Annotated in this window: 12 protein-coding genes; 3 read left to right on the top strand and 9 right to left on the bottom strand. The window is 70.6% G+C overall.

The annotated features are described in order from the left end of the window. The first annotated feature begins 722 nt into the window (after positions 1-722). The gene (gene trpS, locus ACFV7R_RS16915) at positions 723-1,748 is read left to right on the top strand and encodes a tryptophan--tRNA ligase (RefSeq protein WP_385264113.1); all 1,026 of its coding nucleotides are present in this window, start codon (positions 723-725) and stop codon (positions 1,746-1,748) included. 54 nt (positions 1,749-1,802) lie between these two features. Here the strand turns inward: trpS and proC are convergent, their stop codons facing one another. From proC to ACFV7R_RS16890, 5 genes are all read right to left on the bottom strand, one after another. Further along, a complete protein-coding gene (gene proC / locus ACFV7R_RS16910) occupies positions 1,803-2,615 on the bottom strand; it encodes a pyrroline-5-carboxylate reductase (RefSeq protein ID WP_129799455.1) in 813 nt (270 codons plus the stop codon). Positions 2,616-2,819: 204 nt separating this feature from the next. Continuing rightward, positions 2,820-3,608 (bottom strand): ABC transporter permease, encoded by a 789-nt coding sequence (locus ACFV7R_RS16905; RefSeq protein WP_385264111.1) that lies wholly within the window; start codon positions 3,606-3,608, stop codon positions 2,820-2,822. Continuing rightward, positions 3,605-4,429 carry an ABC transporter ATP-binding protein gene (locus ACFV7R_RS16900; RefSeq protein ID WP_385264110.1) on the bottom strand — a complete coding sequence of 275 codons (825 nt, stop codon included), beginning with the start codon at positions 4,427-4,429 and terminating at the stop codon, positions 3,605-3,607. The genes ACFV7R_RS16905 and ACFV7R_RS16900 overlap by 4 nt, the downstream gene beginning before the upstream one ends. Before the next feature lie 47 nt (positions 4,430-4,476). Continuing rightward, a complete protein-coding gene (locus ACFV7R_RS16895; RefSeq protein ID WP_385264109.1) occupies positions 4,477-4,998 on the bottom strand; it encodes an EamA/RhaT family transporter in 522 nt (173 codons plus the stop codon). 88 nt (positions 4,999-5,086) lie between these two features. Continuing rightward, positions 5,087-5,398, bottom strand: a complete 312-nt coding sequence (locus ACFV7R_RS16890; protein WP_385264107.1) for an SH3 domain-containing protein — start codon at positions 5,396-5,398, stop codon at positions 5,087-5,089. A 146-nt stretch (positions 5,399-5,544) separates the two neighbouring features. Here ACFV7R_RS16890 and ACFV7R_RS16885 point away from each other — a divergent pair, with 146 nt between their 5' ends. Continuing rightward, positions 5,545-7,743, top strand: coding sequence for a serine/threonine-protein kinase (locus ACFV7R_RS16885; RefSeq protein ID WP_385264106.1), 2,199 nt, complete (start codon positions 5,545-5,547; stop codon positions 7,741-7,743). Between the two features lie 231 nt (positions 7,744-7,974). Here the strand turns inward: ACFV7R_RS16885 and ilvD are convergent, their stop codons facing one another. The 4 genes from ilvD to ACFV7R_RS16865 form a co-directional block, all read right to left on the bottom strand. Further along, the gene (gene ilvD, locus ACFV7R_RS16880) at positions 7,975-9,828 is read right to left on the bottom strand and encodes a dihydroxy-acid dehydratase (protein WP_385264104.1); all 1,854 of its coding nucleotides are present in this window, start codon (positions 9,826-9,828) and stop codon (positions 7,975-7,977) included. A gap of 156 nt (positions 9,829-9,984) precedes the next feature. Then, on the bottom strand, positions 9,985-10,605 hold the full coding sequence (locus ACFV7R_RS16875) for a TetR family transcriptional regulator (protein ID WP_385264102.1): 621 nt from the start codon (positions 10,603-10,605) through the stop codon (positions 9,985-9,987). Next, positions 10,602-11,426 (bottom strand): sugar phosphate isomerase/epimerase, encoded by an 825-nt coding sequence (locus tag ACFV7R_RS16870; RefSeq protein WP_129799461.1) that lies wholly within the window; start codon positions 11,424-11,426, stop codon positions 10,602-10,604. Before ACFV7R_RS16870 ends, ACFV7R_RS16875 begins: the two co-directional genes overlap by 4 nt. A 209-nt stretch (positions 11,427-11,635) precedes the next feature. Continuing rightward, positions 11,636-12,568, bottom strand: a complete 933-nt coding sequence (locus tag ACFV7R_RS16865) for a Ppx/GppA family phosphatase (protein WP_385264100.1) — start codon at positions 12,566-12,568, stop codon at positions 11,636-11,638. Positions 12,569-12,651: 83 nt separating this feature from the next. Here ACFV7R_RS16865 and ACFV7R_RS16860 point away from each other — a divergent pair, with 83 nt between their 5' ends. Continuing rightward, positions 12,652-13,509 carry a hypothetical protein gene (locus tag ACFV7R_RS16860; RefSeq protein ID WP_385264098.1) on the top strand — a complete coding sequence of 286 codons (858 nt, stop codon included), beginning with the start codon at positions 12,652-12,654 and terminating at the stop codon, positions 13,507-13,509. Positions 13,510-13,511: the final 2 nt, after the last annotated feature.

Genomic DNA, 13,511 nt, shown 5'->3' with positions numbered 1-13,511 from the left:
CCTGACGGCCGGAGACGGGGTATCAACATATCTGGCGTTGATTTTTGGCACGCTGTTGAGTTCTCAAGGAACGGACGCTTCCTTCGTACTCACCCTCGCGGGCTTTCCTCCGGGCGCTTCCCTTCGGTCTTGCGTTTCCGACTCTATCAGACCTTTTCCCGATCCGATTTCCTCGGTGCTTTCCGGGTTCCCGCTTTCGCGTTTCCCTTTCCGGCGGTTCCGACTCTATCAGATCCTTTCGGGCCTGACTCCCAGTCAGCGGGGCTTGTCTTCCCGGCCGTTGGGCCGTTCCGACGAGTGAGACTTTAGCGGATTCCTGGCTCCCGAGCTAATCGGGGGCTGCGTCCTTTCGAACGCGGATTCCTCATCTCGCAAATACGCATGGCAATGCATACGACGACAGATCGTCGATTGCTGCTTGAGTACCTGCGGAATGGCTGTCCGGGGACCGACCGGAGTCGGCTCTCACGTCGGACAACCCGGAGAACACTACGGACCGGGTCGGGGTGTGTCAACTCGGCTCCGGACCAGACCCTACGGGCGTACCCTGGTGTGCATGACGACGCGTACGTACACCCAGCAGTGGTGGGCCGCCTGACGGCGGCCGGACTTACGTATGCACTCAACGGCCGCCGCCTCGGCGGCCGTTCTCGTATCTCCCTCCGGAGCTCCAGAGGGTCGGCCCGCCTAGGCGGCGGCCTCGACCAGGAGGTGGAGAAGGGATGACGCGGGTCTTCAGTGGGGTCAAGCCGACCGGGAATCTGACGCTGGGGAACTACCTGGGGGCCATGCAGCGGTGGGCTGCCGTGGATCAGCACCAGGCGGACGCGCTGTTCTGTGTCGTCGATCTGCACGCGCTGACCGTGGAGCACGATCCTGCGCGGGTGCGGCGGCTGAGTCGGCAGGCAGCGAGCCTGTTGTTGGCGACAGGGCTGGATCCGGAGCTGTGCACCGTGTTCGTACAGAGCCATGTGGATGAGCACGCGCGGCTGTCGTATCTGCTGGAGTGCGTGGCCGCGGACGGCGAGATGCGGCGGATGATCCAGTACAGGGAGAAGGCCGTGCGTGAGCGGGAGCGGGGCGGGAGTGTGCGGCTGTCGCTGCTGACGTATCCCGTGCTGATGGCGGCGGACATCCTGGCGTACGGGACCGACGAGGTGCCGGTGGGGGACGACCAGGCACAGCATGTGGAGCTGGCGCGGGATCTCGCGGTGCGGTTCAACCGTCGGTACGGGTACACGTTCGTGGTGCCTCGGGCCACGCATCCGACGGTGGCCACGCGGGTGATGAACCTGCAGGACCCGGCCTCGAAGATGGGGAAGAGCGAGGACGTCGGGCCCGGGATCGTCTATCTGCTCGATGAGCCGGACGTGGTGCGGAAGAAGGTTCTGCGGGCCGTGACCGACAGCGGGCGGGAGGTCGTGTACGACCGGGAGGCGCGGCCGGGCCTCGCCAATCTGCTGGAGATCCTCGCGGCCTGTACGGGTGGGAACCCATCGGAGCTGAGCGGTGTATATGAGTCGTACGGCGCCTTGAAGAAGGACACCGCAGAGGCCGTGGTCGAGGTTCTCAGGCCCGTGCAGGAGAGGCACAAGGCGTTGTGCGCGGATCCTGGCTATGTGGAGGAGGTGCTGCGGGATGGTGCGGAGAGGGCTCGGGCGATGGCCCGGCCGACCGTGGATGCCGCGTATCGGGCGATCGGGTTGTTGCCGGCGGCTGCCGATATCGAGGTGGCTGCTCAGGGGTGAGCTGGGCCGCCCCGGGGCAGGGGCGGCCGGGCGTCAGCTGTTGCTGCCGGAGGCTCAGCTGTTGCTGCCGGAGGCCAGTTCGCGGCTGCGGTCGCGGGCGGCTTCGAGGGCGGCGATGAGGGCGGCTCGTACGCCATGGTTCTCGAGTTCGCGGATGGCGTTGATGGTGGTGCCGGCGGGGGAGGTGACGTTCTCGCGGAGCTTCACCGGGTGTTCGCCACTGTCGCGGAGCATCGTGGCGGCGCCGATCGCGGACTGGACGATCAGGTCGTGGGCCTTGTCGCGGGGCAGGCCCAGCAGGATGCCGGCGTCGGTCATGGCTTCGACCAGGTAGAAGAAGTACGCCGGGCCGGAGCCGGAGAGGGCCGTGCAGGCGTCCTGCTGGGACTCGGGGACGCGCAGCGTCTTGCCGACGGCGCCGAAGATCTCCTCCGCGTGGGCCAGGTCGGCATCGCTGGCGTGGCTGCCGGCGGAGATGACGGACATGGCTTCGTCGACGAGGGCGGGGGTGTTCGTCATGACGCGGACGACCGGAGTGCCGGTGGTGAGGCGCTCCTCGATGAAGGAGGTGGTGATGCCCGCCGCGCCGCTGATGACCAGGCGGTCGGTGGGGACGTGGGGGGCGAGTTCGTCGAGGAGGGTGCCCATGTCCTGCGGTTTGACCGTGAGGATCAGGGTGTCGGCGGTCTTGGCGGCTTCCGGGTTGGTGACCGGGATGACTCCATAGCGGGTGCGGAGTTCTTCGGCTCGTTCCGGGCGGCGGGCGGTGACCAGGAGGTCGGCGGGGGTCCAGCCGGCGCGGATCATTCCGCTGAGCAGGGCTTCGCCGATCTTGCCGGTGCCGAGGACTGCGACTTTCTGGGTCATGGTGCGGGGCCCTCCGGGGGTGCGTCGTCCTTTGGGCATCCTCGCACTTGGAGTGAGGGTGCGCGTGGGCTGTCCGGCAGGCGGGACGCCGGTTGACGGGTGAGTGGGGTTGCGGCTGAGGGCGTTTTGCTCGCCCGCGCCAGCGGGGTGCCGCTGCGCCCACCCGTGCCGCCCAAGCAGCACGACTGCCCGCAGCTACGGCGACTACACCGTGCGGCGCCTCAGTGTTGCTGCGCCCAGGGCCAGGACCAGTAGGGCGCAGCCTGCCACGATCAGGGTGTCGCGGAGGAAGTTGGCGGTCATGTCGGTGTGCTTGAGGACTTCGTTCATGCCGTCGACGGCGTAGGACATGGGGAGGACGTTGGAGATGGCCTCGAGGACGGGGTGCATGTTGTCGCGTGGGGTGAACAGGCCGCAGAGGAGGAGTTGGGGGAAGAGCACTGCCGGCATGAACTGGACCGCCTGGAATTCGGAGGCCGCGAAGGCCGAGACGAAGAGACCGAGGGCTGTCCCGAGCAGGGCGTCGAGCAGGGCCACGAGCAGGAGCAGCCAGGGGGAGCCCGTGACGTCCAGGCCCAGGAACCAGAGCGCCAGGCCGGTGGCGAGAGTGGACTGGATGATCGCCAGGGTGCCGAAGGCGAGGGCGTAGCCCGCAATCACGTCGCCTTTGCCGAGGGGCATGGCGAGGAGGCGTTCGAGGGTGCCGGAGGTGCGTTCGCGCAGGGTGGCGATGGAGGTCACCAGGAACATCGTGATCAGCGGGAAGATGCCCAGGAGGGAGGCGCCGATGCTGTCGAAGGTGCGCGGGCTGCCGTCGAAGACGTAGCGCAGCAGGATCAGCATCAGGCACGGGACGAGGAGCATCAGCGCGATCGTGCGCGGGTCGTGGCGGAGCTGGCGCAGGACGCGGGCCGCGGTGGCGGTGGTGCGGGAGGCGTTCAGGGCGCTGGTGGGTGCGGGCGTTGCGGGGGCGGTGACCGTCGTCGCGCTCATCGGGTGGTCTCCTTCTTGCGGCTGTTCGCGGTTGCCTCGTCCACCAGGTGCAGGAACGCCGCTTCGACGGTGTCGGCGCCGGTGCGGGTGCGCAGGGCGTCCGGGGTGTCGTCGGCGAGGATCTCGCCTTCGCGCATGAGGAGGAGGCGGTGGCAGCGTTCGGCCTCGTCCATGACGTGGGAGGAGATGAGGAGGGTGGCGCCGCGGTCGGCGGCGATGTCGTGGAAGAGGTTCCACAGGTCGCGGCGGAGGACGGGGTCCAGGCCGACGGTCGGTTCGTCGAGGACCAGGAGTTCGGGGGTGCCCAGGAGGGCCACTGCCAGGGAGACGCGGCTGCGCTGGCCGCCGGAGAGGTTGCCGGCGAGGGAGTCGGCGTGGCTGGTGAGGTCGACGTCGGCGATGGCTCGGGTGACGTTGTCGTGGCGGCGTTCGGATGATGAGCGGCCGGGGTCGAGGATCGCGGCGAAGTAGTCCAGGTTCTGACGGATGGTCAGGTCGTCGTAGACGGAGGGGGCCTGGGTGACGTAGCCGATGCGGGTGCGCAGTGTGGGGTGGCCGGCGGGGCGGCCCAGGACGTCAAGGGTGCCGGTGACCTTGGCCTGGGTGCCGACGATGGCGCGCATCAGGGTCGACTTGCCGCATCCGGAGGGGCCGAGCAGGCCGGTGATCTGGCCGCGCGGGACGGTGAAGTCGAGGGCGCGCAGGACTGTGCGGGGGCCGCGGACGACGGTGAGGCCCGCGGCGTGGATGGCGGAGGTCTCGGCGGTTCGGGGTGGGGTGTTGCCGTTGGCGTCGGGTGGGTCGGCAGCATTATTCATCATGTGATGAATAATGCTCCTGGGTGTAGGCCTCGTCAAGGCAGGGGTGCTCAGGTGCGGCGGCGCTTCTTCGGGTTGCCGGTGCGGCGGGCGGAGCGCTTCTCGTGCTGTCGGCGGGCCTCCTCGTACTCCTCGCGGTGGAGGTTCTCGCCCGGGGCCTCGAGGAGGGAGCGGAAGAAGTAGGCGAGGAGGGAGCCGACGAAGCCGATGGTCAGCAGGCCGCGCAGGGAAGCCTGGCGGTCGGGGTCCGGGCGCTTGGTGAAGGCGTCCCAGGTGTGGCGGAAGGCGAGGGCGCTGCAGACCGCGAACATGACGACGACCAGCAGCGTGACGAAGCTGCCGGAGCCGGCGATCTGCAGACCCTCGTAGGCGAAGCGGAGCACCAGGCAGGCGGCGACGGCTGCGGCGAGGGAGCCGACGGCGGCGGCGATGCGGCGGGCCGGGTATCCGTTGTCGTGGTGCACCCAGGTCGTGCCGAAGAAACGGATGGGCTCGGGGCGGGGGCCGTCCGTGGGCTGGTCCGGGGTGCGGTTCTGCTGGTCGCTCACGGGCCGATTATGACTCCCGGCCATGGCGGGGCCAGGCCCTCGCCGCGGTCAGGAGCCGCGCCGGGCGCCCCTGGTCGTCGTCAGGAGCAGCGCCCGGCGCACCCTGCCGTCGTCAGGAGCAGCGCGGTGCCACGTAGCCGTCGCTGCCGGTGTTGACGTAGGCGTCGGAGACGTACTGGGCGTTGGCGATGCAGTCCCAGATGTTGGTGGTGCCGTAGGGGCCGGTGACGGTGTCGCCGGGGCGCTGGCAGTAGATGGGGACGGTGGTGCCCTCGGGCAGGACGCGGACGATCCGGTAGTGGGTGCCGGGGCCGCTGCGGACGTTGAGCCGGACGCCGGGGGCGACCGGGTAGGAGCGGACGCTCGCCTCCGCCGTCGTCGCCGGCTCGCCCGTGCCCGAGATCTCGATGTCCTCCGTGGCCATGTCGGCCTCCCCCCGTTTGAATGCTTGTGAACGGTTCACGCCAAAATCACCTGGCACACCGAGGCTAGCAAGCCACAGAGGTTTCGCACGAAGCATCGACTAGGCTCAGCGCGTCGCGCATGCGGACGGACATCCGGGGGTGAGAGATGCCGCCATGGCGCAGCACCGGTACGGATGCGGAAGCGGAATCGCAGCGGTATGCCGGGCAGTACCTGCTGGAGGCGCCGCTCGGTTCCGGTGGCATGGGTGTGGTCCATCTGGCGCGGTCGGCCTCGGGGTTGCGGCTCGCCGTGAAGGTGGTGCACGGGGAGTTTGCTCAGGACCCGGAGTTCCGGGGGCGGTTCCGCCAGGAGGTGGCCGCCGCACGGCGGGTCAGCGGTGCCTTCACCGCGCCCGTCGTCGACGCCGATCCCGATGCCGAGTGCCCCTGGATGGCGACGCTCTTCATCCCCGGCCCCACCCTCGCCGAGTACGTGAAGCGGAACGGCGCCCTTGCGCCGGCCCGGCTGCGCCAGTTGACGGCGGGGCTCGCCGAGGCGCTGCGGGACATCCATCGGGTCGGGGTCGTGCACCGCGACCTCAAGCCGAGCAACGTCCTGCTCGCCGAGGACGGGCCGAAGGTCATCGACTTCGGGATATCCCGGCCCTCGGACAGCGAACTGCGCACCGAGACCGGCAAGTTGATCGGCACGCCGCCGTTCATGGCGCCGGAGCAGTTCCGCAGGCCGCGGGAGGTCGGGCCGGCCGCCGACGTCTTCGCGCTCGGGTCGGTCATCGTGCACGCCGCGACGGGCAGCGGCCCCTTCGACTCCGACAGCCCGTACCTGGTGGCGTATCAGGTCGTTCATGAAGAGCCGGACTTGACAGGAGTGCCGGACGAGCTGGCGCCGCTCGTCGCCCGGTGCCTGGCCAAGGAGCCTGAGGACCGGCCCACTCCGGACGAGCTGATGGCGGAGCTCCGGTCGCTTTCGGCGTCGTATGACACACAGGCCTTCATTCCCGAACAGCGCACGGGCGAGCAGTCGTTCGACGGGCCCCGGGAAGTCGATCGCCCGCGGGAAGTCGGTTCCCCGCGTGATGCCGGTCCCGCGCAGGACGAGGCCCCCACGCACCGGCGCCGGGTGCCCTCGGTGGACGGTCCGGTCGCGGACGCACCCGGGGCCCGCGGCCCGGGAAGGCGGTGGTGGAGGGCCGCTGTGGCCGTCGCCGCCGTGCTCGCCCTGGGCGCGGGGGCTGTTGCCCTCCTCGGGGCCGGCGACAGCCCGACGCCGGCCGGGGCCGGGCAGCCCGCCCCGTTCCGCCCCTGGGACATCGACCTGAACGCCCGTGGCGCCGAGGCGAGCGGAATGCCGCAGTGCGCCTACACGCCCGGGACGCTGTACTGCACCCGCCCCGGTGTTCTGGCCGCCGCGGTCGATCCCGCCGACGGCGGCGTGAAGTGGGCGCGTGCGGGGGCCGGGCAGCAAGCGGACGGGACCGTCGAGCCGCCGATGCTGTCGGGCGGGTTGCTGCATGTCGTCACGGAGGGCGGGCGGCGGCTCGCCGCGCTCGACCCGGCGACCGGCAGGACCCGCTGGAGCCACGACATCTCGCGCTACGACGGTCGGGTCGCGCACGTCGGCGGGGTCGTCCTGCTCACCGGACGCGACTCGGAGGTCACCGCGCTGGACGCGGCCACCGGCGAGCGGAAGTGGCAGCACGCGGTCGCCGGGCTCACGCAGCCGGTGTTCCAGTCGTACGGCGGCCGGGTCGCGTACGCGGTCGGCGCGGCCGGGACCGGGACCCGGGTGACCGCCGTCGACCCGGAGAGCGGCGCCGTCCGCTGGCAGCGGCGGCTGGCCGGTGCGCTCAGCCTGGTCGGCGCCCGTGAGGGCGTGCTCTGGTTCACGTCGACCTCGGCGGAGTACGCCGACACCGACGCGGTCGTGCGCTACGACGCCACGCACGGGACGCAGCGCCGTACCGCGCTGCGCCATCCGCTGGCGGGAGCGCAGGCCGTCGTGCAGCGGGACACGGTGTATCTGCTGGGGGCCGACGGTGCGCTGGTCGCCGTCGACACGCGGACGTCGGCGCAGCTGTGGCGGCTGGAGACGTCCGTCAGTTTCCCGTCCGCGCCGGTGGTGGCCGGGGGGCGGCTGTACTTCAGTGCCGGGGACGGGCGGGTCGTCGCCGTCGACACCGGGAAGGGTGCGCTGCTGGGGCAGACTAGGGCGCGGCCCGGGGCGGGGCGGGGATCGGTGGTGTCCGGGCTGCCGCTGCCGGTCGCCGGGGACGGCAGGGTGTTCGCCGCGGCTCCGGGCGGTTCGCTGTTCGCGGTGGACGGGGACGATCCGGCGCGGTGGTGACAGGCGGGGCGGACTGAGCGGCTGGGGGGCGGCGCGAAGGCCGGAGTCACCGGCCGAGGGGCGCGCGAAAGCCGACTCACCGGCTGGGTGCACAGCGAAACCCGGGCCCACCGGCCGAGGCCGCACACGAAAGCCGGAGTCACCGGCCGAGGGGCGCGCGAAAGCCGACTCACCGGCCGAGCCCGCACACAAAAGGGGCCGCCCCGTCACAGGCGGCCCCAGGTGTGTGCCTCAGCCCAGTTTGCTGACGTCCCGCACGGCGCCCTTGTCCGCGCTGGTTGCCATGGCGGCGTAGGCCCGCAGTGCGGCCGACACCTTGCGCTCGCGGCCCTTCGGGACGTACACCCCGTTCAACGCCTGCTCCCGGCGCGCCAGTTCCGCCTCGTCCACGAGCAGTTCGATGGAACGGTTCGGGATGTCGATGCGGATGCGGTCGCCGTTCTCGACGAGCGCGATGGTGCCTCCGGACGCCGCTTCGGGGGAGGCGTGGCCGATGGACAGGCCGGACGTGCCGCCGGAGAAACGGCCGTCGGTGATCAGGGCGCAGGTCTTGCCGAGGCCGCGGCCCTTCAGGAAGGACGTCGGGTAGAGCATCTCCTGCATGCCGGGGCCGCCCTTGGGGCCCTCGTAGCGGATGACGACGACGTCGCCGTCCGTCACCTGCTTGTTGAGGATCTTCTCGACGGCCTCCTCCTGCGACTCGCAGACGACCGCCGGGCCCTCGAAGGTCCAGATGGACTCGTCGACGCCGGCCGTCTTCACCACGCAGCCGTCGACGGCGAGGTTGCCCTTCAGTACCGCCAGGCCGCCGTCCTTGGAGTAGGCGTGCTCGGCGGAGCGGATGCAGCCGCCCTCGGCGTCCACGTCCAGGGCCTCCCAGCGCTCGGACTGGGAGAAGGCCTCGGCGGAGCGGACGCAGCCGGGTGCCGCGTGCCACAGCTCCACGGCCTCGGCCGAAGGCGAGCCGCCGCGGACGTCCCATGTCTTCAGCCAGTCCGCCAGGGACGGGCTGTGGACGGCGTGCACGTCCTCGTTGAGCAGGCCCGCGCGGTGCAGCTCGCCGAGCAGGGCGGGGATGCCGCCGGCGCGGTGCACGTCCTCCATGTAGTACGTGCGGTCCTTGGCGACGTTGGGTGCGACCTTCGCCAGGCACGGCACGCGGCGCGAGACGGCGTCGATCTGCTCCAGGCCGAAGGGCACGCCGGCCTCCTGGGCGGCGGCCAGCAGATGCAGGATCGTGTTGGTGGAGCCGCCCATCGCGATGTCCAGGGCCATGGCGTTCTCGAAGGCCGCGATGGTGGCGATGTTTCGGGGCAGGACCGTGTCGTCGTCCTGCTCGTAGTAGCGGCGGGTCAGGTCCATCACCGTGCGGGCGGCGTTCTCGTAGAGCGCGCGGCGGGCGGTGTGGGTGGCGAGGACCGAGCCGTTGCCGGGGAGGGAGAGGCCGATGGCCTCGGTCAGGCAGTTCATCGAGTTGGCGGTGAACATGCCGGAACAGGAGCCGCAGGTCGGACAGGCGTTCTCCTCGATACGGAGGATGTCCTCGTCCGAGATCTTGTCGTTCACCGCGTCGGAGATCGCGTCGACCAGGTCGAGCGTGCGGACCGTGCCGTCGACCAGCGTGGCGCGGCCGGACTCCATGGGACCGCCGGAGACGAAGACCGTCGGGATGTTCAGGCGCAGGGCGGCCATGAGCATGCCCGGGGTGATCTTGTCGCAGTTGGAGATGCAGACCAGGGCGTCGGCGCAGTGCGCCTCGACCATGTACTCCACGCTGTCCGCGATCAGGTCACGGGAGGGCAGGCTGTACAGCATGCCGCCGTGGCCCATCGCGATGCCGTCGTCGACGGCGATCGTGTTGAACTCGCGCGGGATGCCGCCGGCCTCCTTGATCGCCTCGCTGACGATCCGGCCGACCGGCGCCAGGTGCGTGTGGCCCGGCACGAACTCCGTGAAGCTGTTGGCGACCGCGATGATCGGCTTTCGGCCGATGTCCGCACCGGGTACACCGGAGGCGCGCATAAGGGCGCGGGCGCCCGCCATGTTGCGGCCGTGGGTGACTGTGCGGGACCTCAGCTCGGGCATCGTCGCTCGCTCCTTCGGAGAGTTCTGACTGAGTCGAGCGTACGCCGGTCATCCAGAGAGCGGACAGGATGTCCGGATTGCGGGACGCATGTCTCAGGGATTCGACCGTTCGTTCCCTCTGACAGGGGTTCGTTCCCCCTGAAGGATTCAAGGGATTCAGGGTTTCGTCAGGTGGCCCTGCACCACGGGTGCGATCCGTTGGATGATCACTTCCATGTCGGCCGACGCCAGCGGCTCGAGCTTGATCACGTACCGCAGCATGGCGACACCGACCAGCTGCGCGGCCGCCAGTTCCGCCCGCAGCTCCGCGTCGGGCATGCCGAGCTGGGCGGCGACCCTGCGGAGCAGCTGGGCGGTAACGAGGCGGCGGAAGACGGCGGCCGCGACCTCGTTGTTCACCGCGGACCGTACGACCGCGAGCAGCGGCGTCCGGGTGACCGGGTTCTCCCAGATCCCGAAGAGGAATCGGGCGAACCGCTCACCGACCTCCTCGGGCGCCCCCTCGAAGATCACATCCGGTGCCCTCAGCGCGGGCGCGAAGACCGTCTCCACCGCCTCCTGGAAGACCTGCTCCTTGGTGCCGAAGTAGTGGTGCACCAGCGCCGAGTCCACACCGGCCGCCTTGGCGATGCCGCGCACGGACGTCTTCTCGTAGCCCCGTTCGGAGAACTCCTCGCGGGCCGCGGCGAGGATGCGGTCGCGGGTGGCGGGGCCGTCGGCGGACTCCGTACGCGAGGGCCGTCCCCGGCGGCGCGGCGTGGGCGTCGTGCCGGTCATCGCCGGGGCACCTTCACTGCGGAGGCCAGGTGGAGCCGGGTGAAGGCCAGGGCCTCGGCGAGGTCGGCCTCGCGCTCGGCGCTGGACATGGCGCGGCGGGTGTTGACCTCGATGACGACGTGCCCGTCGAATCCGGACACGGCGAGCCGTTCCAGTAGCTCGGCGCAGGGCTGGGTGCCGCGGCCGGGGACCAGGTGCTCGTCCTTGTTGGAGCCGGAGCCGTCCGCGAGATGGACGTGGCCCAGCCGGTCGCCCATACGGTCGACCATCTGCAGGGCGTCCGTGCGCGCGGTCGCGGCGTGGCTGAGGTCGATCGTGAAGTGGCGGTAGTCGTCCTTCGTCACGTCCCAGTCGGGGGCGTACGCGAGCATCTCGCGGTCGCGGTAGCGCCAGGGGTACATGTTCTCGACGGCGAACCGCACATCCGTCTCGTCCACCATCCGCCAGATGCCGGCGACGAAGTCGCGCGCGTACTGGCGCTGCCAGCGAAAGGGCGGGTGGACGACGACCGTGGTGGCGCCGAGCTTCTCGGCCGCCGCCTGGGCGCGCTGGAGCTTGACCCACGGGTCGGTGGACCACACGCGCTGCGTGATGAGCAGGCAGGGGGCGTGTACGGCGAGGATCGGGATCTGGTGGAAGTCGCTGAGCCGGCGCAGCGCCTCCATGTCCTGGCTGACCGGGTCGTTCCAGACCATGACCTCGACGCCGTCGTACCCGAGGCGCGCGGCGATCTCGAAGGCCGTTGCCGTCGACTCCGGGTACACGGAGGCCGTCGAGAGGGCGACCTTCGCATCCGGGATGCGTACGACTGGTTCTGCCACGGAGACAGGGTACGTGGGTCTGCGGGGTGGACCGGGGTTGGTGTGCGCCTATTCACCGTTGATCTTTGTCGCCGTGGGCGAGTGCGGGTTGGCGTGGGCTGGTCGCTCCCCCACTCTCGGCTTCGCTCGAGCGGGGGGACCCCCATCGCGGCGGAGCCGCATGTCGATGCAGCCCCGCGCCCCTTGCCGGCGCTACCCCGCCGCCCGTTTCAATCCGAGCCCATGTGGTCCAACCGTCGCAGGATGATGCCCTCCCTCAGTGCCCACGGGCAGATCTCCAGCGTCTCCACGCCGAACAGGTCCATCGCGGCCTCCGCCACCAGGGCGCCGGCGACCAGCTGGCCCGCTCGGCCGTCGGAGACTCCGGGGAGTTCGGCGCGTTCCTCGGTGGTCATGCCGGCGAGGCGGGGGACCCAGGCCTCCAGGGACTGGCGCTTGAGTTCGCGCTGGACGTAGAGGCCGTCGGCGGAGCGGGCGGCACCGCTGATGCGGGCGAGCTGCCGGAAGGTCTTGGAGGTGGCGACCACGTGGTCGGGGGCGCCGAAGCGGCTGAACTCACCGACCGTACGGGCGATCTCGGCCCGCACATGGCGGCGCAGAGCCCGTATGTCCTCGGTGGCGGGCGGGTCGTCCGGCAGCCAGGCGGAGGTGAGCCGGCCGGCGCCGAGCGGCAGGGAGACGGCCGCGTCGGGGTCCTCGTCGATGCCGTAGGCGATCTCCAGGGAGCCGCCGCCGATGTCCAGGACGAGCAGCTTCCCGGCCGACCAGCCGAACCAGCGGCGGGCGGCGAGGAAGGTGAGCCGGGCCTCCTCGGCGCCGGTGAGGACCTGGAGCTGGGCGCCGGTCTCGGTCTGCACACGCGCGAGGACGTCGTCGGCGTTGCTGGCCTCGCGCACGGCGGAGGTCGCGAACGGCAGCAGTTCCTCGACGCCCTTGTCCTCGGCGGCCTGGAGCGCCTCGTGGACGACGCCGATCAGCCGGTCGACGCCGTCGGGACCGATGGCGCCGTCGTCGTCGAGAAGCTGGGCGAGGCGCAGTTCGGCCTTGTGCGAGTGCGCGGGCAGCGGGCGCGCGCCGGGGTGCGCATCCACCACCAGCAGATGCACCGTGTTCGATCCCACGTCGAGGACACCGAGTCTCATGTACGGAACGCTACTGCCAGCTGCGCTGTGCTCCGCCCTCGAGGCGGTCCCTGGACGGGCGGCGGGCGACTTACCCTGGACCCGTGCCAAAGACGAAAAAGGCGAAGACCGACAAGGCAGACAAGAAGACCAAAGCAGCCAAGGGTTCTTCGCAGGCGGAAGCACCGACGAAGTCGCAGCAGGCCCTGACGGACGACGAGAAGGGCCTCGACTTCGCGCGCGCGTGGGTGGAGTTCCCTGATCCGGCGGACGACGAACAGGTCTTCCGCTGTGATCTGACATGGCTGACCTCTCGCTGGAACTGCATCTTCGGAAGCGGCTGCCAGGGCATCCAGGCCGGCCGGGCGGACGACGGGTGCTGCACGCTGGGGGCCCACTTCTCCGACGAGGACGACGAGAAGCGGGTCGCCGGGCATGTGGCGAGGCTCACGCCGGAGATCTGGCAGAACCACGCCGAGGGCACCCGGGGCGGCTGGGTCTCCAAGGACGACGAGGGCTCCCGGCAGACCCGCCCCTACCAGGGCTCCTGCATCTTCCAGAACCGGCCCGGCTTCGCGGGCGGCGCGGGCTGCTCGCTGCACATCCTCGCCCTGAAGGAGGGCCGGGAACCGCTGGAGACGAAGCCGGACGTGTGCTGGCAGCTGCCGGTCCGGCGGACCTACGAGTGGATCGACCGGCCCGACGACACGCGTGTGCTCCAGGTGTCGATCGGTGAGTACGACCGCCGGGGCTGGGGGCCGGGCGGCCACGACCTGCACTGGTGGTGCACGTCGGCGACCTCGGCGCATGGTGCGGGCGATCCGGTGTACGTCTCCTACCGGGCGGAACTGACGGAGCTGATGGGCAAGGCCGGCTACGACCGTCTGGTCGAGCTGTGCGAGCAGCGGTTGAACTCGCAGTTGCCTCTGCTTGCGCCGCATCCGGCGGACCCGGTGGAGTGACG

The organism is Streptomyces sp. NPDC059866, from assembly GCF_042731325.1.
GTDB lineage: Bacteria > Actinomycetota > Actinomycetes > Streptomycetales > Streptomycetaceae > Streptomyces > Streptomyces flavusporus.
The sequence above is the reverse complement of the archived record's forward strand: the minus strand, read 5'-3'. Positions and strand labels throughout refer to the sequence as shown.